Origin of the sequence: Vibrio sp. Vb1980, assembly GCF_033338615.1 — a bacterium.
Taxonomy (GTDB): Bacteria; Pseudomonadota; Gammaproteobacteria; order Enterobacterales; family Vibrionaceae; genus Vibrio; species Vibrio alginolyticus.
In genome coordinates this window covers 1-20,060 of the sequence record NZ_JAWOSZ010000017.1, presented here as the reverse complement: position 1 = coordinate 20,060, position 20,060 = coordinate 1, and the positions used below count along the sequence as shown (strand labels likewise).

The 20,060-nt window shown below is 41.7% G+C and carries 19 protein-coding genes and 1 pseudogene; 6 read left to right on the top strand and 14 right to left on the bottom strand.

Translation table 11 applies throughout. The features are described from left to right. Positions 1-36: 36 nt before the first annotated feature. Positions 37-918 (bottom strand): LysR family transcriptional regulator, encoded by an 882-nt coding sequence (locus tag R7F64_RS19910; RefSeq protein WP_047102126.1) that lies wholly within the window; start codon positions 916-918, stop codon positions 37-39. Positions 919-1,318: 400 nt separating this feature from the next. Between R7F64_RS19910 and R7F64_RS19905 the strand changes: the two genes are divergently transcribed. Further along, a complete protein-coding gene (locus R7F64_RS19905) occupies positions 1,319-1,882 on the top strand; it encodes a porin family protein (protein WP_005381668.1) in 564 nt (187 codons plus the stop codon). 691 nt (positions 1,883-2,573) lie between these two features. Here the strand turns inward: R7F64_RS19905 and R7F64_RS19900 are convergent. Next, positions 2,574-3,059, bottom strand: coding sequence for a DUF6795 domain-containing protein (locus R7F64_RS19900; RefSeq protein ID WP_047102125.1), 486 nt, complete (start codon positions 3,057-3,059; stop codon positions 2,574-2,576). Between the two features lie 698 nt (positions 3,060-3,757). Beyond that, positions 3,758-4,291 carry a hypothetical protein gene (locus R7F64_RS19895; RefSeq protein WP_318072033.1) on the bottom strand — a complete coding sequence of 178 codons (534 nt, stop codon included), beginning with the start codon at positions 4,289-4,291 and terminating at the stop codon, positions 3,758-3,760. Between the two features lie 223 nt (positions 4,292-4,514). Here R7F64_RS19895 and R7F64_RS19890 point away from each other — a divergent pair, with 223 nt between their 5' ends. Then, positions 4,515-4,760, top strand: a complete 246-nt coding sequence (locus tag R7F64_RS19890) for a helix-turn-helix domain-containing protein (protein WP_318072032.1) — start codon at positions 4,515-4,517, stop codon at positions 4,758-4,760. Then, positions 4,741-5,505: a hypothetical protein gene (locus R7F64_RS19885; RefSeq protein ID WP_318072031.1), complete on the top strand. Its 765-nt coding sequence runs from the start codon at positions 4,741-4,743 to the stop codon at positions 5,503-5,505. The genes R7F64_RS19890 and R7F64_RS19885 overlap by 20 nt, the downstream gene beginning before the upstream one ends. A 181-nt stretch (positions 5,506-5,686) precedes the next feature. Here R7F64_RS19885 and R7F64_RS19880 read toward each other — a convergent pair whose 3' ends face one another. The 6 genes and pseudogenes from R7F64_RS19880 to R7F64_RS19860 all read right to left on the bottom strand — a co-directional run bounded on the left by R7F64_RS19880 (position 5,687) and on the right by R7F64_RS19860 (position 10,558). Next, positions 5,687-7,093 carry a DUF2326 domain-containing protein gene (locus R7F64_RS19880; RefSeq protein ID WP_318072030.1) on the bottom strand — a complete coding sequence of 469 codons (1,407 nt, stop codon included), beginning with the start codon at positions 7,091-7,093 and terminating at the stop codon, positions 5,687-5,689. A gap of 270 nt (positions 7,094-7,363) precedes the next feature. Next, a complete protein-coding gene (locus R7F64_RS24555) occupies positions 7,364-7,600 on the bottom strand; it encodes an ABC-three component system middle component 6 (protein WP_412034471.1) in 237 nt (78 codons plus the stop codon). Then, positions 7,597-8,187: a hypothetical protein gene (locus R7F64_RS19875; RefSeq protein ID WP_318072029.1), complete on the bottom strand. Its 591-nt coding sequence runs from the start codon at positions 8,185-8,187 to the stop codon at positions 7,597-7,599. The genes R7F64_RS24555 and R7F64_RS19875 overlap by 4 nt, the downstream gene beginning before the upstream one ends. 2 nt (positions 8,188-8,189) lie before the next feature. Beyond that, positions 8,190-8,480, bottom strand: a complete 291-nt coding sequence (locus tag R7F64_RS19870) for a hypothetical protein (protein ID WP_318072028.1) — start codon at positions 8,478-8,480, stop codon at positions 8,190-8,192. 255 nt (positions 8,481-8,735) lie between these two features. After that, positions 8,736-9,967 (bottom strand): annotated as a pseudogene (locus tag R7F64_RS19865) (tyrosine-type recombinase/integrase). A gap of 342 nt (positions 9,968-10,309) precedes the next feature. Beyond that, on the bottom strand, positions 10,310-10,558 hold the full coding sequence (locus tag R7F64_RS19860) for a hypothetical protein (RefSeq protein WP_065274215.1): 249 nt from the start codon (positions 10,556-10,558) through the stop codon (positions 10,310-10,312). Between the two features lie 944 nt (positions 10,559-11,502). Here R7F64_RS19860 and R7F64_RS19855 point away from each other — a divergent pair. Further along, positions 11,503-11,889: a hypothetical protein gene (locus R7F64_RS19855; protein ID WP_065274216.1), complete on the top strand. Its 387-nt coding sequence runs from the start codon at positions 11,503-11,505 to the stop codon at positions 11,887-11,889. A 192-nt stretch (positions 11,890-12,081) separates the two neighbouring features. Here R7F64_RS19855 and R7F64_RS19850 read toward each other — a convergent pair whose 3' ends face one another. Beyond that, positions 12,082-12,495 carry a LysE/ArgO family amino acid transporter gene (locus tag R7F64_RS19850; protein ID WP_025594145.1) on the bottom strand — a complete coding sequence of 138 codons (414 nt, stop codon included), beginning with the start codon at positions 12,493-12,495 and terminating at the stop codon, positions 12,082-12,084. Here R7F64_RS19850 and R7F64_RS19845 point away from each other — a divergent pair. Then, positions 12,472-12,945 (top strand): DUF4832 domain-containing protein, encoded by a 474-nt coding sequence (locus R7F64_RS19845; protein WP_025594143.1) that lies wholly within the window; start codon positions 12,472-12,474, stop codon positions 12,943-12,945. The genes R7F64_RS19850 and R7F64_RS19845 overlap by 24 nt on opposite strands. Before the next feature lie 146 nt (positions 12,946-13,091). Here R7F64_RS19845 and glpC read toward each other — a convergent pair whose 3' ends face one another. From glpC to R7F64_RS19825, 4 genes are all read right to left on the bottom strand, one after another. Further along, positions 13,092-14,318, bottom strand: a complete 1,227-nt coding sequence (glpC, locus tag R7F64_RS19840; protein ID WP_004726856.1) for an anaerobic glycerol-3-phosphate dehydrogenase subunit GlpC — start codon at positions 14,316-14,318, stop codon at positions 13,092-13,094. Further along, entirely contained in the window at positions 14,315-15,640 is a 1,326-nt protein-coding gene (glpB, locus tag R7F64_RS19835; RefSeq protein ID WP_318072027.1) for a glycerol-3-phosphate dehydrogenase subunit GlpB, read from the bottom strand. Before glpB ends, glpC begins: the two co-directional genes overlap by 4 nt. Then, the gene (gene glpA / locus R7F64_RS19830) at positions 15,637-17,307 is read right to left on the bottom strand and encodes an anaerobic glycerol-3-phosphate dehydrogenase subunit A (protein ID WP_025594253.1); all 1,671 of its coding nucleotides are present in this window, start codon (positions 17,305-17,307) and stop codon (positions 15,637-15,639) included. Before glpA ends, glpB begins: the two co-directional genes overlap by 4 nt. Positions 17,308-17,914: 607 nt before the next feature. Beyond that, positions 17,915-18,835, bottom strand: a complete 921-nt coding sequence (locus R7F64_RS19825; RefSeq protein ID WP_025594252.1) for an IS5 family transposase — start codon at positions 18,833-18,835, stop codon at positions 17,915-17,917. A gap of 872 nt (positions 18,836-19,707) precedes the next feature. Here R7F64_RS19825 and R7F64_RS19820 point away from each other — a divergent pair. Continuing rightward, a complete protein-coding gene (locus tag R7F64_RS19820; protein WP_017633714.1) occupies positions 19,708-19,986 on the top strand; it encodes a hypothetical protein in 279 nt (92 codons plus the stop codon). Positions 19,987-20,060: the final 74 nt, after the last annotated feature.

The window sequence follows — 20,060 nt, the reverse complement described above, 5'->3', positions numbered from 1 at the left end:
GTTTTGGTTTACCAAAAGCATTTCAAGAAAACAATATTAGCTTAGTTTGCTCTTCAACCATTCGTAAAACGCCGCCACTTTCTTAGCCGATAGGCGATAATTCGGGATCATCACGTAATAACCATAACCACTCTGTAAAGTTAGGTTGAGAATATGTTGGATATCCCCTCTTAAAATAGAATTCTGCGCCATAAAATCAGGAAGTAAGGCGAGTCCTTTTCCCATTTTGACGGCTTCGTAAGCTAGGTAAAAATGTTCAAAGCCTACAGAGTGATAGGTAACGGTTGATTCTACTGCATGTGCCGCCTTAAATTGCTCCCACAACTGAGGACGAGTGATTTGAGGTATCAGCGGATAGTCGCTAACAGCGTGCACATTCTTGAGTGCAGGAGCGTTAGTACAACCGACCAATAGTAGTATTTCTTCGCATAGTAAGTGGCTGTATTCATAATGCGTGGATAATGGAAGGCAGCGAATATGTAAGTCACTTTCGTTGCTCGAATCTTTGACGTTCCCATCCCCAGTACAGACTCTTACTCGGATGTTAGGATGTTGCTGGTGGAAGTCATCAATATTAGGTATCAACCAAAGACTGGCAAAAGAAGGGGTTACGTCCACGGTGAGTAATTCTTGCTTTGAATCTGACTGGATTAAGTTGGCAGTTGCATGCTGAATAAGCTCCAAAGCTTCTGTGACTTGCGGCAGATAACGCTTGCCTTCTTCGGTTAACTCAATACCACTCGCCCCTCTTTGTATTAAAGGTAAACCCACCAATTGCTCCAGCGATGCGATTTGTTTGCTTACTGCGCTTTGCGTAATACATAGGGCATCCGCTGCTTTAGAGAAACTGAGGTAATTAGAGACCGCGACAAACGTCCTTAATGCTCGAATAGAAGGGTATTCACTGCCTTTTAACATACTTCAGTTCCATTAAACTCTGCTTAGGCAAAGAGTAGAATATTCACGGCTTGAAGCAAAGTAAGATGCAACGTATGTGTGATTAGCTTCCTTTCTTATAAAAACTAGCTAAGCATTTTTTTTGACTGATTAATCTACAAGAGTATTTTAGATGTTTATTTAATTTCTTTGAAAAATCTACAAATTAACAAGAATCTTTTTCACATCAGCGATTAACCTCAATTTAGTATTGTTTATATAAAGTAAACAGACAGCTCTTTTTTTCTATTTTTGTTCGGCGATCTTTAGAGTATTGTCAGTATTCTATAAAATTAAATATATTTTTCATTAATTTAAAGTTGGCATTGCATTTGCTCTTTACTATTCGAACCTTCAATGGAACTTATATTAGGAGAACGAAATGAAAAGCAATGTTGTTACTTTGATTAGCCTTTTTTCTTTAGCAACGTTTAGTACTTTATCACATGCTGCGGACTCCAACGATCATGGTGTATATGTTGGCGCCAACTACGGTTACTTAAAAGTTGATGGACAAGATGACTTTGATGATGACAGCGATGTTATTCAAGGTTTAGTTGGTTACCGTTTTAATCCTTACTTAGCGTTGGAAGGTGGTTACATTGATTTCGGTAGCTATGGTAATAACCTAGCAAATGCCGAAACGGACGGCTATACAGCGGCTCTAAAAGTTACCGCTCCCATTGCTGATCGTGTCGACCTTTACGCAAAAGGCGGTCAAATGTGGTACTCGACGGATTACAACGTTGCGGGCTTCCAAGGCAACAAAGATGATGAAGGTGTATTCGCTGGTGCCGGTGTTGGTTTTAAAGTTACTGATAACTTCTTAGTTAACGCAGAATATATGTGGTACGACGTAGAACTCAATGCGGAGAATGTCGCGAACGGTGCAAACACGGAAACAGACTTTAACCAAGCATCACTAGGTGTGGAATATAGATTTTAATATTGTTAACAACTCTAAGCCCTAATAAAAAGCGAAGCCTAAATAGCTTCGCTTTTTCTGAACTCAATCTAGTTGAGGATAATAGAGCGGTTTTTAGAATAATTGTTAGTGTCTTTTACTGTCACGCTACTATATTTAGAGCATTTCTAACATGACTGTCTAACCTTCTTACTAGTCTCGAAAAACAAAGTTTTATCACTCTATAAGTAATACTCGATAGGTCGATCGCTGCGCTACCTGACATTACATTCATGTGACCTAAAATACCGCGGACGTGTTCTGTATACTCGTTTTTTAGTTTTGAAATGTACGCCATAGCTTTAGCTAGTTGATCCCAAGCAGTAAGGCCTACGGTCGCATCTGTTGTATTATATGACCCAGACCTGAAATTCTTAGTAAAGTCAAAGTTGAAGAGACTATTTTACTTACCCAACCATCAGTCATCCGAGCATTATATCTATTGTTGAAGTCAAGAAATACGTTGCGTTCTAGGTAAGCTTGAGATTTGGGTTGTAGTGCCGACCATTCATTACTTGTAGCGGTATTGACATAACCCGGAACAGATTTTTTTCCTAGTCCATGAGCGCAGAAGTAGATGCCAGAACTTCCATCTAGCCGATACTCAATACCACCGTGAGTAAATGGCCAAAGAGGAGACATAGGAACTGGAGTTGCATCATGAGTGCATTATTTAATTTCCATACAAGTCAGAGTCTATATAACCAAATAAGTTACATTGACTGTTCACGTAGTAGTCATCGTTTTCTTCATCATCAATTGAAAAAGCAAAGTACTTAAGAGGGTTCTCAGTGTCACAAGAAAGGTTAGCCATGTTATTTTTTACGTAATCCTCTATTTTATAACCATCAAAGCTTCCTTCCCAAATAATAGTACTTTCATCATTACTGAGTTCTGCGACTAAAACAATAGTTACATAGTGCTCAATAAGAGGAGTGCTTATGATGTTTTTATTTTCATAGACTGGAGAAAATTCAAAGCGACCAGTACTGTCTGTGAATGTTGATAAGTCTATTGATTTCCCTGAGGTGCTTAAACCAATACTAAGGCTAACCTTCAGGCTACTAAGTGGTTTTCCTTTCTTTGTTAACACACCATTGATTTTCGGTGTGTATTGATTAACGTGTTCGTCATTCAATTTACTTTCTTCAAAATTCATTACAATGCTCACTAATATGACGGTAATAATTCCAGCAACTTAATTTTTCACAACAATACTTTCATTTTGAAATTTAAAAATCTATATATGTTGTGTTTCTATTCAATATCTAAGGTTAATTTTGTAATTAGAGTTACATTATTTTTTGTAACTACTATTTGTAGTCATTACATCGATAGAGTTGTAATGAAACAAGCGAGTAGGGACTAACAATGAATGCATCAATCAATTCATCGAGGGAGATGAGTATAGGCTTTAGACTTAGATCTAGTTATCTCTTAGAAAGGATAGGTAAGCAGAAAACTTTTAAGTTGCAGGGCTTTTAGTACCATGCTCTCTGCCTTTTTGATTAGTACTTATGAACTTCTTGTTTACTGATTAATACTCAACGAGTTTGTAAACCTACATGGGCCAAAGGTATGCGGTAATCTATGTAGTAAGATTTCAGAAAGCATGAATGTTTGAAAAAAGAGACTATTTTAGTTGATACAAAAAAGGCCACCCGAAGGTGGCCTTTTCCAAACGTTTGGGCTGGCGTCTCTTGAATTCATGTTGTATGTATATGTAATAATGGGAAAAAATCGTTTTGTTTTTTTGTGTTGGGTACTTAATTGGGTAGAAATGATATGACCTGCTTCAGCTTAAGAGATAAAGATTAGAAAAAATCATACCGATAGATTTAAGATTAAGCGATGGAACTATCGCTGTTTAGTTACTAAAGCTTTAATCCAAGCTACACACCAAGAGTCTCGTTGTTCTTCAGGGACCTTCATTTTTGTTTTGTGGCTGACAACTGGAAGGGTATATCCTGAATTATTCATGAACTCAGCCACAAGTTCTAAAATCTCGGTTTCGTCAGCATCTTTTTGAAGTTTTCGACATCTAATTTCTTTCTTGATTCTGTGTCTTATCACTTCTTTTAATCGCTGGCGGTACAACCTTTGTTGGGAAGTTTTGGGTAGATCCTTATCTGACAATCCTTCATGTATGCAAGCTACCGTTAAGCTGTGGCTAACAATAGAAGATATATCAATCAGTGAGGCTTTTACGTCCGGTATATCGTATTTTAACTTCTTCCCCAATTTTTGAATTTTAGCGTAGTCTGACTTGGAAAATTGCAAGCGATAGCCTTTCCAACCTGACTCTCGTCTTTTGTCTGCCATATCCCTTTGACGATCTGTACTTTTTTCTCTTTCATACCGCTTTACTTCTGAATCTTTTGAATCGCCCATTACAGCTCTCTAGCCTGACTTGAAAATGTCATTCTAATTGATTTTCAGAAATTTTTGCGCGTGAGACTCACGATTTTGGAAGAAAAGTGATACCAGTTAATTTTTGATATTAAATGATTTAACCGTGAGTCTCACAAATAAGTGGGATAAAAAAGAGAAAACAACGAGATCGAGGAAATACAACAGTAATTCCGCTCATGACCCATTTGAATAGGTAAAAATCATGAGTATCGAAATAACGAAATTGTTGTATACCCTTGATGAAGCCGCTGAGGCATTGTCGTTATCAAGAGCAACACTAAATAGGCTGAGAGAAGAGGGGAAGTTTCCTCAAGGTAAATACCCAACAGGTAAAAAGAAGATCCTACGTTGGAAAATTCAAGATCTCATTGCATGGATTGACGACTTACCTAGCGAAGAACTCAGAGAAACCAAGTCAGGAGGTGAATATGACCCGTTCGATTACTGACTTGGCATGGTTTGAGACTTTCAAAGATTGTGTGGAAGAGAATTTCGAGAGAAGCCGAATGCTTCTATGCAGTGGTAAGGAAGAAGCACACAATTTGGGCAAGTTATTGTATCAATGTGCTGAACACAATATTCCTTGCAATAGCGCTGCATGTAAAATATGCAATCATCGCTATAAGGTAGCTAGAGTTGACTCACTGGTTAAAAAAATTAAGAAGCTTGACGTCCCTTGTCGAGTGTTAACTGTCATTGATTATTCGCGATCTGTTAGACGTGAGGATCTATATGATGACATAACAAGAAATGCCAAGGCTAGGTGGGCACAAACTCTTAGACGCTCTAATGTGCATGGGCCAATTGTTGGTGCAGTAGAGCTAGATTTTCACGAAGAGTGCTCAGTGTGGTTGCTACACGTTCATTTCATATATGTCGAGACTAACCATAATAAAAAGGCGATGCGTGAATTCAGAAAAAGAATTGGAAATCAGCAAAAAAAGCATATTAAAAAGCACAGAGAAGCAAGGCCGGTGCGTAAGCAACCTATAAGAAATCCATATAGACAAGTAAGCTACATATACAAATTATCATCTTTTCGAGTTTTAGACTATTATGACTTTATTTACAAAAAAATTAGGACTAAAAAGTATAGGCTAAATCTTCCAGAAACTGTTGATATACTATGTTTGATGCACAGGTTAAAGAGAAGTGCCTTCTTGTTTAGATATTACGATGATGTTTTTAGATGAAATAAAAGTGTAAGAGAATAATATAAAAACCATGCTTGTATAGCTTTGTATATTTATAACTTAGTGTTTTTTAATGGTTATAGTGTATACTTTATATAGAACACTACAAACTCCTTGATTGTTAGTGAAAATGAAAGGCTAGTAATGTTTAAAGCATAAACAAATATTAGCCTTTCTTGTTTTATAAGCCAAAGAATTTATCTTGTTTTGATAAAACCAGAACGGGTTTTTCCTCAGTTAAATTAATATTCAACTTATGTAGCTTATCATTAAGAATGGATACGATAGTTTGAATAGATTGAGATTTTGCTGTATTGAATAGGCTCTCAAGTTTATCTTCATCTGTAGACTCTAGGTAATCTTGAAGGGTGAAGTAAGGTAGATTTAGACTATTGTCTTTCGCGTATTTTACGAAAGACATATCAATACACATGGAAGCAGCTCTCGGAGAACCATCACCAAAAAGTCTATTTAAGTTCACTATTGAGAACTTAAGCTCTTTTTGATTCTCATCAAAATTTGAAGCAAAGAATAAGTTAAAATCTTTAAAAGTAGCTTTGCTTATAGTTTTACAAGCTTTGTTTAAAGAGTTAAGTTTTAATTCGAAATTTTCAATGTGTTTAGATAATATTTTTGAATTAATCTTCCTCTTTTCTTCAATATTTATCAAGCTATTGTCAATGTCTTTTATTTCACTAATTACGTAGCTAACCTTGCCTCTCTCTTCTCTTTCTAACTGAATTTCTTTTGCTACTAATAAAAATGAACCCAAATTTGATTGTGAAGTTAGAGACTTGAAAATGTTTTTTTCTTCGGATAGATAAAAATTAAGTTCATCTTTTAGATATTCTAACTGATGATTTAGAGAAGACATTCTTTCGCTAACATATTCAATTTTTCTACTCAGAATTGAATTGTGAAAATCAACAGATTGTTCATAGGTTTTTTCTAAATTTGGGATTAATACTGATGCTTCTTGATAAATTCTGGATATAACACTGTAGTCATAATCGTAAGACTTAGATTTATATTCATCAATCGTACGCTGGTTATACGTAAGTTGTACATCTATGTTCGCAATCTTCGTTGAGAGTATGGAAATATTTGAACGAGCATTTTTAAGTTTTATAAGTACACTTTCATGTACGCCTTGTAGTTCATATGCATCTTCATTAGCTTGTAAGTTAGAAATTCTATCATCTATAGCTCCAAGTCGGTCATAATAAAAGATGAGTTCCTCGCCATTTAGAAGAGAACGTTTTCTTTCTTCAAGAGATTTTATTTCTATTTTATACTCATAGTCTTTTTCTAAAAACTCATGGCCGGAGAATCCTAATAAGTAAGAATATATGAGACTATACATGTCATTGGACGTGTATGTATTATTAAACTTATAAGGGTCATTTACTGTAGGCTTATTTAGCCTGAAGAATCTATTAAATATTGTATTTATAGTTGGCTGTTCTACATTATGGTTGAATAATTCTGCTATCTTAATTTTGAATTTATTGGCTGAGTTATAAGAAATACCGTTTATTTTTCCAAGTCTATATGTTCTGCCTTTTTTTTGATAAAAGAGAACGTTCAATGATTATATTAGTAGAACCTTTTTTTATCGTAAGATAAAACTTTATTTGACCGCTAACTAGAGCTTCCTTTACTACTTGGTTTGTTGTCCCAGAATCGGGATCTTGCCAAAGGCTCTCTCCAGATGATCCCAAGCAAAACTTAATTGCCCTTAGAACAGAGCTTTTACCAACTTGATTTCCGTCGGGACCAGAATTAGTGATAATGTTAATTCCCTCATTAAACGTTATATCACGTATAATGTTGTCCATATTCTTTATTGTTAAGTTTACTAGTTGCATTTGATGATATTTCCATCATTGTCAATTTCTATTGCGCCACATATAAAAAGCCAGTCTAAGCCATAGGAAAAGTATGTAAATGTGATGTCGTTGAATTTTTCTATATATAAGTCAAATACCGATAGTGGACATGCGTTATTATTTTTTTCTGATGATAGTATAGCTAGAATATTAGCGCCTATAACTATCAAACTTAATTTTTGTGACTGACTGTTGCTTATAATCATGTTGTTGGTCTTTCCAATATCTTGCAATTAATAAAACCATATACAACTATTAGAAATATCGACGCTTCAATTGTTTCTTTTTCAAATGGTTTTGGAGTGTGTATCTCATCACAGAAATCATTAATTACTCGCTGAAATATAAGGTCAGATTTGCATCTTGTATATTTAAGTACGGATTCTTCGTCAAATTTAGTAAGTCCACTCTCTAACAATACTTCCTTTTTGACTTTTTTATATCTCTTATTTATTGCCCATAAAAATCTCTTGCTAGCATCGATGGAATTGGATTCTATAGAAGTTATTGAAGATTCGACAATTGACATAAAACCAGCAGCTTCTCGAATATCTTCGGAATATAGTTCTAAATCGTTAAACCTCATTTTATCTTCTGTTTTTGGCGGAATCACATGATCATCACTAGGCTCTGTTGCCATCGGGTCGTAGCTTTCGAGTATTCCTTCAAGTAATGGTGTTAAAACTGAAGGTATTCTTGCGAGTGCAGTTATATTGACTGGGCTGTTGTTGCCCTTAGTAACAATAGCATGACCAAGCCCTGTGGTTGTTGCTGCTGTGCTGCCTAGCTCCATTACTATTTACCTATATCAACTTTACTGTTTTTTCCTGTAGTAATTACGGAGTGTCCACTACCTGAGCTAGTTGCTGAAATACCTTTGCTAGAAGAGTTAATTGATAACAATATCAAGAAAAAAAGAAAAATAGCGGCTAAGGAAGCAATTAGTGCATAGAAGGTTTGATCTGGTGTCAAGGCTTCAAACACAGGAACCGATAACCATTGCTTCATCAACATGAAGAAAAATAGTGCTGATAGTCCAGACAAACCAAGCCCAAACTTCAAGATAGTACGAATCATAGCTCCCATTTGATAATTCTCATCAATACCTTATTTTACAGAAGGTTATGATAGTTACCCTAAGATATCAAATGAAATTGGTTGTATTGCTATGTATGGCGTATTTTGGATGAGGAATGTAGAGCAGATGAGCTATCTGCTATTCTTAGAACATCGATTAAGATCATATGCTCGCAGTATATACTAATTCGTAGTTCAGAAACGACGATAGCTTTAGTTTGAGCTTGTTTCTAAACAACGCATTAGGCTTCTTGTTAACTTGTTTTATAAGTTCACTACAGTTGCTGAACAGTACCCCTTTGAGGCTTCAACAATATGGCTACTCCACCACTGCATCATTTCAGTTCTGAGCTTAAAATAATCACTCCTATTATATGCTTCACGGACTTTGTCTGTATCACCATGTGATAAAGCTTTCTCAATAACATCGGGAGGATACACGCCTTGCTCGTTTAGAGTTGTACTGGCAAGTGCTCGGAAGCCATGAGCTACAGTTCTACCTTTAAAACCCATTCTAGCTAAGGCTGCATTCGCAGTTTGTTCATTCATATGGCTCTTAGGATTCCTATCTGCGGGAAAGATATACTCTCTTAACCCTGAGATTTCGCTTATTTTATCTAGTAGAACGATCACTTCTTCGCTTAAAGGAACTTTATGCTCTTTTTCATCTTCATTCGAGATGCAGGGATTGTCCAGACTTCATTTACAAAATCAATTTCATCCCACTTTGCAAAAGCAGCTTCTCTTGGTCTAACCATTGTATGAAGTTGAAACTCAAGGAGATAGCGAGTTAGTAACTTTATGTTGGCATTCGCTATTTTATGCATAAGCTCTGGCAGCTCGCTTGGTTCTAGTGCTGGTAGGTTCTTTTTCTTAGGGGGAGTGAAGGCTGCTTTAATTGTTTTTAGTCTGTTGTCTTGAATGTATCCAGTATTTACCGCAAAAACCATTATCTCATTTAGTCGCTGAGCTACTCTCTTTACTGTCTCTAGAGATCCTTTCGAAGCCAAAGGTTTAAGTGTTTTAATGGCGTCTGGAGGAGTCAAATCAGCAATGGGTGTATTACCAAGGTTTTGAAATACATGAAGCTCAAGAGAACGCCAGATGTCGTTAGCGTGCTCATCTGACACTTGACTCCTTTTTACTTCAATCCACTCTTTCGCGACTTTCAGTAAGGTATTTTTGTATCTTGCGTCATGCTCAAGCACTTTGGTTTTTGCATACTCTTTAGGGTCTATTCCTTGGACTACTAAACTACGGATGTTAGACGACTTTTTTCGTGCATTAGCTAGGCTAAGTTCGGGATATGTTCCTAATGTGATTTTCTGAGGCTTTCCTGTTATTGGATGACTGTAAAGTTGACGCCATGATTTCGTTTTGCCATTTGGCATGATTCTGAGTTGAAGGCCATGTCCATCTGAAAGAGTGTACTCCTTCTCTCTTGGCTTAGTATTGTCTATTTCAAACTTAGTAAGTGGCTTAGTCTTTCTACCCATTTTTTTACCCAACAGAAGTTAGCACTTATTCATAGGGTAAAATATTGGGTAAAAAAGATGCAAGATATAATGATATATCTTGAGACAGAGTGAGATGAAAGTATGAGATTAAGTTATTGAATTGCAGTTGGTTGGATACAAAAAAGGCCACCCGAAGGTGGCCTTTTCCAAACGTTTGGTGGGCTGGCGGCATCTGAGTTGTGCCCTTAACTTGTTGTTATTTATTGGTTTAAGTTTTTGGGTTTTATGGTGGTAATACTTAGGGTAATACTAAAATGAAAAGTCATCCTGACTTCCAAGCCAGTTAAAGCTACCGATTACATCCATCATCAATTTAAACCCTTAAAACAATGAAGCAGCTAGGCCGCCAATAACGGCACCAACGGCTGCTCCAATTGGTGCAGCAGGACCAGAAGCCAAAGCCCCTACAGCGGCACCAGCACCAGCGCCGGAAACAATGCCGTTTTTGTACTGCGCTTTTAGTTGTTTATTTGTTGATTTACGCTGCTGTTCCTGCTTGTTCAGGTCTGAAAGACCTAGTACTGCTGTGTTTGCCGTTGTACGACCAACATCAATAAGACCATATCCCATATAAGGCGCATCCCCATTTTATTAACCTACCTGTAGCCGAGGAATGAAAGTCAACGATAACGTATTATGGAGTTTCAAGTTTAACTTTTACTCCATATGCCCTAAGAGTATTTATTGAAAATATCTTTAGCGATCTCTTGCGCCCCGTTGCGCGCATATATGTAATTGCTAATGCAAGCGCTCCCCGAACCGCTGGTGGATGTGTCGGCTAAATGCGCCCTCTATTTGATTGAACATCATGCATAACGGCACTTAAACTCGTAGAACGCGAATAGTTTGATTGTTTCGCGCTTTTTGGCTTCTTTCGCTGGCTATTGAGCGGTGTTAATCCCTTGGTGTCTTTAGGTTTGGCCGTACTTTCTGAACATTCTCTCAGTGTTCACTTTTCTGATCGTTCTCGCAGTGTTCACTTTCCTTTCTTTTCGGTGGTCCCTCGGCAAGCTCTGCAATTTTCCTATTAAGCTTTTGATTTAATTCAACTGTACCAAATCGGACACACTCATCTAGGTCTTTAATCCTATGCTGCTGGTGAAAGTGTCTTGCCCACCAATTCTGAACTAAGGCCGCTTTGAGTGTGTAATTTTTTCATCACTAAACCGTAAATATGAGCTTCAAATTTATCTTTAACTTATTGATTTAATTCAACTGTACCGATTCGGTACACTCGAAACAGATCACGAACTAGTTTCTTATTGCCGGAAGACAATAAAATTTGCCACTTTCTCTATGCCACTTTGCATGTCAGAGGTAATGCGAAGAACGACGCAGTTGTGTCTCTGTGCGATTCGAGCTAACAAATTTATGCCCCTTTCCGTGTTTAAGTCGATTAGGTGATCCTTATCAACGCAAGAGGCCATCGCTACTTTTTCTCATGATTCTGACCATAAACTGTACCATAAACTGTATAATGGTTCGCTTCAATAGTCGTTTATCAATAGTTAAAAATGAGAATCTATAAATCACTTTTACTTGCGTTCATCCTCGCACTCACAGGATGTGCTTCAGGGTCTTCAATTTTAGTTGGAGAGGCGAGAGAACCCATCGCCCCAGAAAACGTACGCCTCTATATCGAACCGCCAGAGTCATATGACACAATTGCTTTAGTTAATGCTTCAAGTGATGCAGGTTTAACAAATCAAGGGTCAATTGACTATGCAATTGAGGAGTTGAAAAAACAGGCCGCAAAACTTGGAGCAAATGGGGTTTTACTAGGAGCAACAGGTAGCAATAACTCTGTAATGTTAGGTGGACAAGGTACCGACTATCAGTACTTGATCCCAATATCTGAACAAACTGTTAGTGGTCAAGCGATTTACGTTGAAAAGCAATAAATCACCCTACTCAGAACTCCATAGCCAGCGCATTTAACTACAATCACATGCGCTGTAGCAAACTTTTGGACAGAAATGGTTTAGAGTATTTACTTAAATTAGCAAAGGACGAATAACTTCTGGTATGGAAACTCAGTGTCCAATCTAACAGGAGCAATTTAGTTAATAGAAATGCAGCTTCATCGCGACGCTCTATATGTATTGGCTAAACAAAGGTGCTGCCAGCTTCAATGCAATACCACACATGATGCATGAAATCGCAGAATCTAAAATTCGCCATGTTCTTGGCTTACTAAAAAGTGGGATCAACTTGTTAGCCAAATACACTAATCCATAAAACCAGCCCCCTGATGCGATCAGTGCCCCTATAACAAACAATAGTTTTTCATCAGGTTCCATTTGAGCAGTCACGCCCCCGAGTATCACCACCGTATCCAGATATACATGTGGATTTAAAAAAGTGATAGCCATCGCCATTAAAACGACTTTTAACCAACTCTGGGCAATGTCCGAATTTTCCAACTCTAGGTGACTTGAACCTTTCCAAGCTGATTTTGCAGATTGGTAGCCATACCAGAAAGCTTGGATTGGGCGATTGCGCAGCACGCTTCGACATTGAACCTGAAATCGCACGTGGTGCCGACTCAGTATCGTGATTTGTTGGACGATGCGTTGGCTCAAATTGGCTATCGTCTGCGTGTAGACACACTGGTGCACCCTGCTGAATTGACGCCGGGCGCGACCATGACGGTTCAGGCCTTGCTTGTGAACGAAGGGAACGCGCCACCGTATCAGCACCATTATCTGGCGTATCGATTGGTGAATGAGGACGAAGAAACCGCGTTTTTCAACGTCTCAACCGCAGATGTCATGCGTTGGCTGCCGGGTGAACACGCGACCTCCAGCAGTTTCACTTTGCCTGAAACGATCCCCACCGGCCATTACTACCTTGAGTTGGCTTTGGTCGATCGCCATGCTGAGGCAGAAGTGAATCTGGCCAATGAAGGGTTGCAGGCGTCGGGCTGGTATCGCTTATCTGACGTGACCATTCGTTAGGTCGACAGCCTTCGCCATGCTGTGGTGCGATAGACAGCAGCAAACGAAAAGCGAAAGTGACAGAAGAAAAGCGGGCAATGCCCGCTTTTTTGTACGTTGAGCGTTGAAACGACTTTCTTTGAAGACGCCTTTTTGGGGTTGGAAGACTAAGCCAGTGCTTGCGCCAGCAAGCTGACCGGGTGAATGGTTTCCAGCGCGGTGTTCTCTTCGATTTGCCATTTACAGGTTTCGCAGTCGGTGATCGCAAAATCTGCATCGGAGGCTTTGATCGAGTCAAACAGGTGCGAGCCGATTTTCATCGACACGTCATAGTTCTCTTCTTTAAAGCCATAGGTGCCCGCCAAACCGCAGCATTCGCTATCGAGGACAATCAGTTCTAGGCCCGGAATCATGCGCAGTAACTCAATGGTAAACATCACGTTGCCACTGCGTTCCAAGTGACAAGGCGTGTGATAAACCACTTTGAGGTTGACCGGTTTCATTTTCGGCGCATTGCCATTCATAAACTCTTTCAGCAGGAAGCGCGTGACGTATTCAATGTCGTTGGACACTTGGCTGTTGTCGACGCCGAGCACATGCGGGTATTCCTGTTGCAGCGTGAACGAGCAAGTTGAGGAGGTTGAAATCACTTTGGTGTGATATTCATTGACCGCAGTTTCCATGTTCTTCACGTTCAGCAATGCGTTTTTACGCGCTTTGTCATGAAAACCGTTGGCAATCAAAGGCACGCCGCAGCATTTCTCGTTGTTCAGCAAGCGCACGCCAATATTCATCGCATTCAACACCTTCACCAGATCTTTGCCCAATTGTGGGTGGTTGTAGTTGACGTAGCAGCCATGAAAGTAGGTGACTTGGCGCTGATACAGCGGCTGGCTGGTGCAATTTTGTTTAAACCAGCGACGGAACGTGCCGTGCGAGTATTTCGGCAACGCTTTGTGGTCATGCACGCCGATGGTTTTGTGCATGATTTTTTTCACCAATGGCATCGATGTGGCGAAGTTCACCACTGGTGCAAATGGCGTGGCCAGTGAGCCGAACAGGTCGGTGTGGCTCAGCACGTAGTCACGCATCAGTTTCGGATTGAGCGGTTTCTTGCCATGTTTACCCCGCGCGACGGCGATGATGTCGCCGATTTTCACCCCAGAAGGACACGCGGTTTCGCAGCGTTTGCAGTTGGTGCAGTATTTAAGCGCTTCGTCGTAATATTCCGGGTTTTTAATGCGCAGGCGCTCGCCATCCGGCCCGCACTGTTTCGGGCCTGGGTAATCTGGGTTGGCTTTTGCCACGGGGCAGTACACCGTGCAGACGGTGCATTTAATACATTGGTCAAAGCTGGTATTCAGAGGAGCAGCTTTTGAAAATGGCGCGTTCATGCGAGCACCTCCTGATCGAATGGGTTAGGGTGAGACGCTGACAATTGAGGTTCTAGGCATTGCATGATGGCGTGGTAGGCGGTGCCAATCGCGACGCCGCCACCGCACCCTTCAAACACGGGATCGTATCCCGACAACATGGAGCCGCAGCAGTACAAGTTTTTAATGGTGACGCCGCTGCGCTGTGGGTTCAATTGCGCGTTGGTTTCGACACCGAATGCCATAAAAGGGTGTGAACGGTCGGCAAAGAAGGCCGGATTGCGCCACTCAACGCGTGCTGGTTTATGCGTCACTTGCAAGCCAAAGATCGGTTCTTGGATGGCGTGTTGCTCGGCATGCAACCCTTGGCTGAAATAGCTGCCGGTTGCCATGATGTAGTTGTCGGCGCTGATGGCCATGTCGCGCAGGTTTTGCGTTTGCAGGCTAACCAGACGCTCGCCGTCAAACGTGCCGTTGACCACTTTGTCGCCTTTGAGGTGAATGCCACCCAGCAGCAGGAAGGTGCGACTGAGCGCCTCTTCAATGCGAATACCCAGCAGCGATGGTGGCATGGTCGGCACTTCGTGAAATTGCAGTTGCGTGGTGTCGCGTAGCTTCGTTAGCAGCGTTAGGCCATCGCCGTTGCCCATGATCGCGGGCATGATCACCAAGTCGTTGCGATTGGCTGCACGCATCAAACCATCGCATAGCGCGGTCCACGCGGCATCGTGTTTTAGCAAACGTGCAATGTCGATTGAGCGCAGCTCATTTGGGTTGCGGCGGTATCCGTCAAACCCCGGAATCGACAGGGTGACCGTGTGAATCGGCACACCTTGAAAATCGGGATGCTGGTGAAGGTTATCTTTCAGCATTTGTGGCTGAAAATCGCGATAGCCATCGATCGAAACCACCACAATACGCTCAAACGAAACTTCTTGGCGGTGTTGGTAAACAAATGGCTGCGATAGCCAAGTCGCTTTGAGTGTGCCAAGCGGCGTGATGCGCCCGTGATTGGCCAAATCATCTTGATGCGATAGCGGCACGTTCGCGGTGGCGAGCGTTTGACGAAACCATTCCAGCCCTTTTTGCAGCGTGCTACGACCCACCGTGTTGTACGGATGGGACGGCGCTTGTTGCTGTAATGCGTCGAGGGCATCAAACGGGTGGGTGACCGCGCTGCCATCTGGTAATTTCGCCAGCACATCAATGGAGCCGGAAGAGAAATGTAACGCGCTTTGACCCTGATTGATGAGCACGGTTTTTTTGCCAGCTTGCAGGCTGCGAATTGCAGCGGTATAACCCGCAATGCCCCCGCCGATCACGGCCACATCATAATGCATCATAATTCCGCCTCCTGTTTTTGTTGTTCTGCTTGAGGGTGTTCTGATTGAGCGGGCTGGGGCAGGTCGCTGGCACCGAGTAATCCTTCGTAAATCCAATAGCTGAATTCCGCTTCGCGCAGCGCATCACCCCAGAAAATGGGTTTGATGCCTTTCCAGCGCTCTTCTAGAAAATCGACCAACAATTCACTCGATTGACAGCCATCGACCTGACCATATTCGGAAAACAGGCTGGCCGCACGGTAGATGCACAGTTCGCCCTGACAAGGGCCCATGCCTAAGCGAGTGCGGCGGCGCAGATCGACCAAGTTGTTGACGTCGAGCTGTTTAATCGCGTATTCAATTTCGCCCGCAGTGACCATTTCACATTCACAAATAATCGCTTGGCTCTTGGCATCGTCAGACAAGAATTGCGTGGCGCGTTCACCATGGCGATAAATGGCGGATTCATACACCGGTTTGGCGATGCTGGCGGTTTTCTTGATGGCTTTTGGCGTTTCGTTTGACCCCGGCAGTGGGCGCGTGTGGGTTTCGCACGCCTGAGTGTTGCCCAGTTTCTTCGCCACTAAGTCGGTCGCCCATTCCGCCATTAAGCGGTAGGTCATCAGTTTGCCGCCGGTAATGGTGGTGAGGCCTTTGAGGCCGTCGCGCTCTTGGTGATCGAGCAAAACGATGCCGCGGCTGATATTCCGGCCACTGCCATCGTCATCTACCGAAACCAAAGGACGTACCCCCGCGTAGGCACGCAGTACGCGCGTATTGGCCATGATCGGCGCAAGTTTCGCGCCTTCTGCCAACAGCACATCCACGTCACGTTCGGTGACGTGCAAGTTGTCGATCTGGTCGTAATCAATGTGTTCGGACGTGGTGCCGATAAGTGAAATGGTGTCGCCGGGCACCAGAATGTCGGCATCGGAAGGTTTACGGCAACGGTTGATCACCAAGTTATTGATGCGGTAATCGAGGATCAACAGCGAGCCTTTGGCAGGGAACATCTTGATGTTGAGGTCGGCATATTCGCAGATATGTTGTCCCCAAATGCCCGCGGCGTTGATCACTTCTTTGGCAAAGATTTCAAACTGTTGGTTGGTGCCCAATTGCAAACAGCGTACACCGAGTATGGTATCGCCTTGGCGAATCAAACTGGTGACGATGGTGCGGTTGAACATGCGCGCGCCGTGCTCTTTGGCATCAAGGACGTTCGAGGCACATAAACGGAACGGATCCAGCGTGCCGTCGGGCACTTTCACCGCACCGATCAGCGCCGGGTTCACGTTCGGTTCGAGCGCGAGTGCTTCTTTTGGCGTTAAACGGGTCGCTTCGATACCGGCATTGCCGCAAGCCTGAATAAAGGTGTCTTGAAAGCTGAGTTCGTCTTCAGGCAGGGTAATGAATAGGCCGTCAGTCGCTTCCACACAATGGCGAGCGATGCGTTTGAGCGTTTGGTTTTCTTGAATGCATTCTTTGGCCGATTCTGCATCAGTGACGGCATAGCGCGCACCAGAGTGCAGCAAGCCGTGGTTACGACCCGTGGTGCCGGAGGCGATGTCATCTTTCTCTAACAGAATGCACGCGATGCCTCGCAATGCGCAGTCTCGCATGATGCCTGTGCCGGTCGCGCCGCCGCCAATGATGACAACGTCGGTTTCCATTCGTTGATAAGCCGTCATGACCTTTACCTTATGCAACTTTAATAAACTTACAACTAGTATGTTTTTTTTTATCATTTACGTTCGATATATTGCTCACAAAAGCGCGAACGAGCGTTAAATTGATAGTTTTGGTGATTGTTTCGTGTGGGTGTGGAGAAATTAACCAACAATGTTGCTGGTATTTAACAGGGTTAGGCACATATTTGTTACATGTAAATCGATGAAAACAGGAATAAATTCGCTAACGAGCTGGTCTGATGTGCAAGCGGAGTCAAGAACGTTGTTGGTAAATGAAAACGTATGATGCCTTGTTTAATAAGCAATTGCTCAGTTTATTAGGGTTTTCTTGATTAGAAAATGGCGCGATAAAAACTAACCCTACTGATGAAATGATCAAAATGATGCGCCAATTAACAAAAAACGAGTTTGACATTAACAAACTTGTGCTCGAACGCTCATAAATTTCCTTGTTCGATTTTCGAGAGTGCTCTTCTGTGTCAGATTTGCCCACACAAAGTTTGTGTACATAACTATAAACAGGACTCTTACTTATGACTCGAACAAAACAACAGGCTTTGTTGCTTAATTCGATGAGAAGACATGGTAGCCCCATGTTGTTCAGTTCTTAAACAACATACTGAGTTTCAGGCATACCTAGCCCTGTAAGCTTGTTCAGCGCTTTGATCATAGCGTAAGTCTCACCAACTTGAGCGTTGTAGTCCCTCAGGCTTAATTTCCCACCTAACAACTGTTTTACCCGATACATTGCTGTCTCTGAGAGCGAGCGCTTATGATAACCATACCGCTTTTTCCATTTCTTGTTAGAGCCGTAGAGCTTCTGGCAACCCACTGCTAAGTTGCGAGGATGTCCTCGTTCCCAGAAGGCTGCCCCTTCTCGTGGCGGAATGAGCGGAACAGCTCGCTTGAGCCGTATGGCATCATGGCAATTCCTTGTGTCATAAGCACCATCGCCTGATATCTCAATGATTTTACGGCGTGTCTGCTTAAGCAAGTTGGGAAGTACTTCGGCATCGGTTACGTTAGATAAGCTCAGCTCTGCTGCGACTATTTCGTGGGTGCTAGTATCTACTGCGATATGCAGCTTACTCCAAACCCTACGCTTCCCGTCAGTACCATGCTTCTTGACCTTCCATTCGCCTTCGCCATAAACCTTGAGGCCAGTGGCATCAATGGCTAGGTGTTGTATCGCACCTCTGGTTTTAGTTTTAAATGAAACCTCAACTTCCTTAGCTCGACGGCTTATACAGGTGTAGTGGGGACAAACTAGCGGGATGTTAGCCAGCTTAAATACCGAGTCTAGAAATCCTTGCAGTGCTCTCAACGGCATAGAGAATATGCGTTTCACCATCAGTGCAGTAGTAATGGCTAAGTCGCTGAATTGGCGAGGTCTGCCGCGCTTGCCTTGTTTGTTTTGCTTCCACTCGGCTATCGCTTCCTCATCAATCCAAAAGGTCAGAGAGCCACGGTTTATTAAGGCTTTGTTGTACTGCGTCCAGTTAGTTGTTTTGTAACGAGGTTTAGGCATGAGGCTACGACGATTAATGGGTGTAGCCGATCAGATCGTAGCTTCTTGATTTAGTTCCATCGATTTAAGCAACAAAGCCGATATCAAAAGTCAATTTGAAGGTTTGGAACGTAGTGGATATCGAATCATAAAGTCGGGAAAATCAGTAAACATAGAAACACCATTACCTCAAATATCAATCGCAGAACAGAGTTTTGACTCAGTATTGGAAGAAATTAGTATCGCACTAAATAAAGCCCAGCAGTTGCATTCGTGGATGGTAAATCACCCTTCTGTGTGACGTTAAAGAAACGATGCTCAGGAAAACTTATATCTAGAGGCTTGCTGATGGGGCATGAAACACAGAAATGCCCCATTATTGGTTTCGTCTAACAAATTTGCGATTTCAATCAGTCGTAATTTACCCAAATATAACTCATGTGACGTTAATAATAGTTATGCGGTGAGAGTGAAATTTTAATTGGATTGGTAAGTCGCTTCTGGACAGAAATCAGCTAGAGCATCTACTTAAATTAGCAATTCATAAATTACTTTTTGTATGGCAAAGTGAGTTTGGGAGAGCTAGCGCTTCGGTTAAGATAGCGCTAGCTAAAAGGATTGCCTCAAGATTAGGCTTTGGCTTGATGCGCACAAAGTGACATTACGTTAAATTCAACTCATCACATTAAGCTACATGTTGCCGTCTAACATTCAAAAATCGTTTTAAGCCTTTGATCTTATGTTGACCATGAAATATTAAATAGGCATAAATCAACGTATAAATACGGCATCTCGCCATATAGAAAGCGTTAGGCGACATGAGACAAACGATAGACTAGTGGGTAGTATCTTGGCGTGAATCTAGCTTCAGTTAACAGAAAAGGAGTGGATTAATGAATGGTAAAGCATTTGATAATTGGCAAAAATCTCGAAAGAAAGGATGTTTAAATTGGCTTTTTAGAACCACTTTCGTCACAGCCATTTTGTACATGATTTTTAATGTTACTTTCCTTTACCCATCTTCTAATGCGGCAAGCATTACGATTTTCTTATCGGATAATGCTCTTAATTACTCAATTTACACGATCGGGATGTTTTTCACATTTTGGGCTATCTGGTTATACAACGAATCTTCGTATGAGAAAGAAGTTAAACGTAGAAATGTCGCCTAACAAGAGACTATGGCGTCAATAGTTAATTTTTGAGGCTATCTGTATCCCACATAACACCATCTCTTAGCATTGAA

Excerpts from the sequence above, each read along its gene's own strand:
- R7F64_RS19820 (WP_017633714.1), top strand. The coding sequence starts at position 19,708 with ATGAATGGTAAAGCATTTGATAATTGGCAAAAATCTCGAAAGAAAGGA.
- R7F64_RS19890 (WP_318072032.1), top strand. The coding sequence starts at position 4,515 with ATGAGTATCGAAATAACGAAATTGTTGTATACCCTTGATGAAGCCGCT.
- R7F64_RS19875 (WP_318072029.1), bottom strand. The coding sequence starts at position 8,187 with ATGGAGCTAGGCAGCACAGCAGCAACAACCACAGGGCTTGGTCATGCT.
- R7F64_RS19885 (WP_318072031.1), top strand. The coding sequence starts at position 4,741 with ATGACCCGTTCGATTACTGACTTGGCATGGTTTGAGACTTTCAAAGAT.
- R7F64_RS19910 (WP_047102126.1), bottom strand. The coding sequence starts at position 918 with ATGTTAAAAGGCAGTGAATACCCTTCTATTCGAGCATTAAGGACGTTT.
- R7F64_RS19895 (WP_318072033.1), bottom strand. The coding sequence starts at position 4,291 with ATGGGCGATTCAAAAGATTCAGAAGTAAAGCGGTATGAAAGAGAAAAA.
- R7F64_RS19825 (WP_025594252.1), bottom strand. The coding sequence starts at position 18,835 with ATGCCTAAACCTCGTTACAAAACAACTAACTGGACGCAGTACAACAAA.
- glpB (WP_318072027.1), bottom strand. The coding sequence starts at position 15,640 with ATGATGCATTATGATGTGGCCGTGATCGGCGGGGGCATTGCGGGTTAT.
- R7F64_RS19870 (WP_318072028.1), bottom strand. The coding sequence starts at position 8,480 with ATGGGAGCTATGATTCGTACTATCTTGAAGTTTGGGCTTGGTTTGTCT.
- glpA (WP_025594253.1), bottom strand. The coding sequence starts at position 17,307 with ATGACGGCTTATCAACGAATGGAAACCGACGTTGTCATCATTGGCGGC.
- R7F64_RS19860 (WP_065274215.1), bottom strand. The coding sequence starts at position 10,558 with ATGGGATATGGTCTTATTGATGTTGGTCGTACAACGGCAAACACAGCA.
- R7F64_RS19855 (WP_065274216.1), top strand. The coding sequence starts at position 11,503 with ATGAGAATCTATAAATCACTTTTACTTGCGTTCATCCTCGCACTCACA.
- R7F64_RS19900 (WP_047102125.1), bottom strand. The coding sequence starts at position 3,059 with ATGAATTTTGAAGAAAGTAAATTGAATGACGAACACGTTAATCAATAC.
- R7F64_RS24555 (WP_412034471.1), bottom strand. The coding sequence starts at position 7,600 with ATGATTATAAGCAACAGTCAGTCACAAAAATTAAGTTTGATAGTTATA.
- glpC (WP_004726856.1), bottom strand. The coding sequence starts at position 14,318 with ATGAACGCGCCATTTTCAAAAGCTGCTCCTCTGAATACCAGCTTTGAC.
- R7F64_RS19905 (WP_005381668.1), top strand. The coding sequence starts at position 1,319 with ATGAAAAGCAATGTTGTTACTTTGATTAGCCTTTTTTCTTTAGCAACG.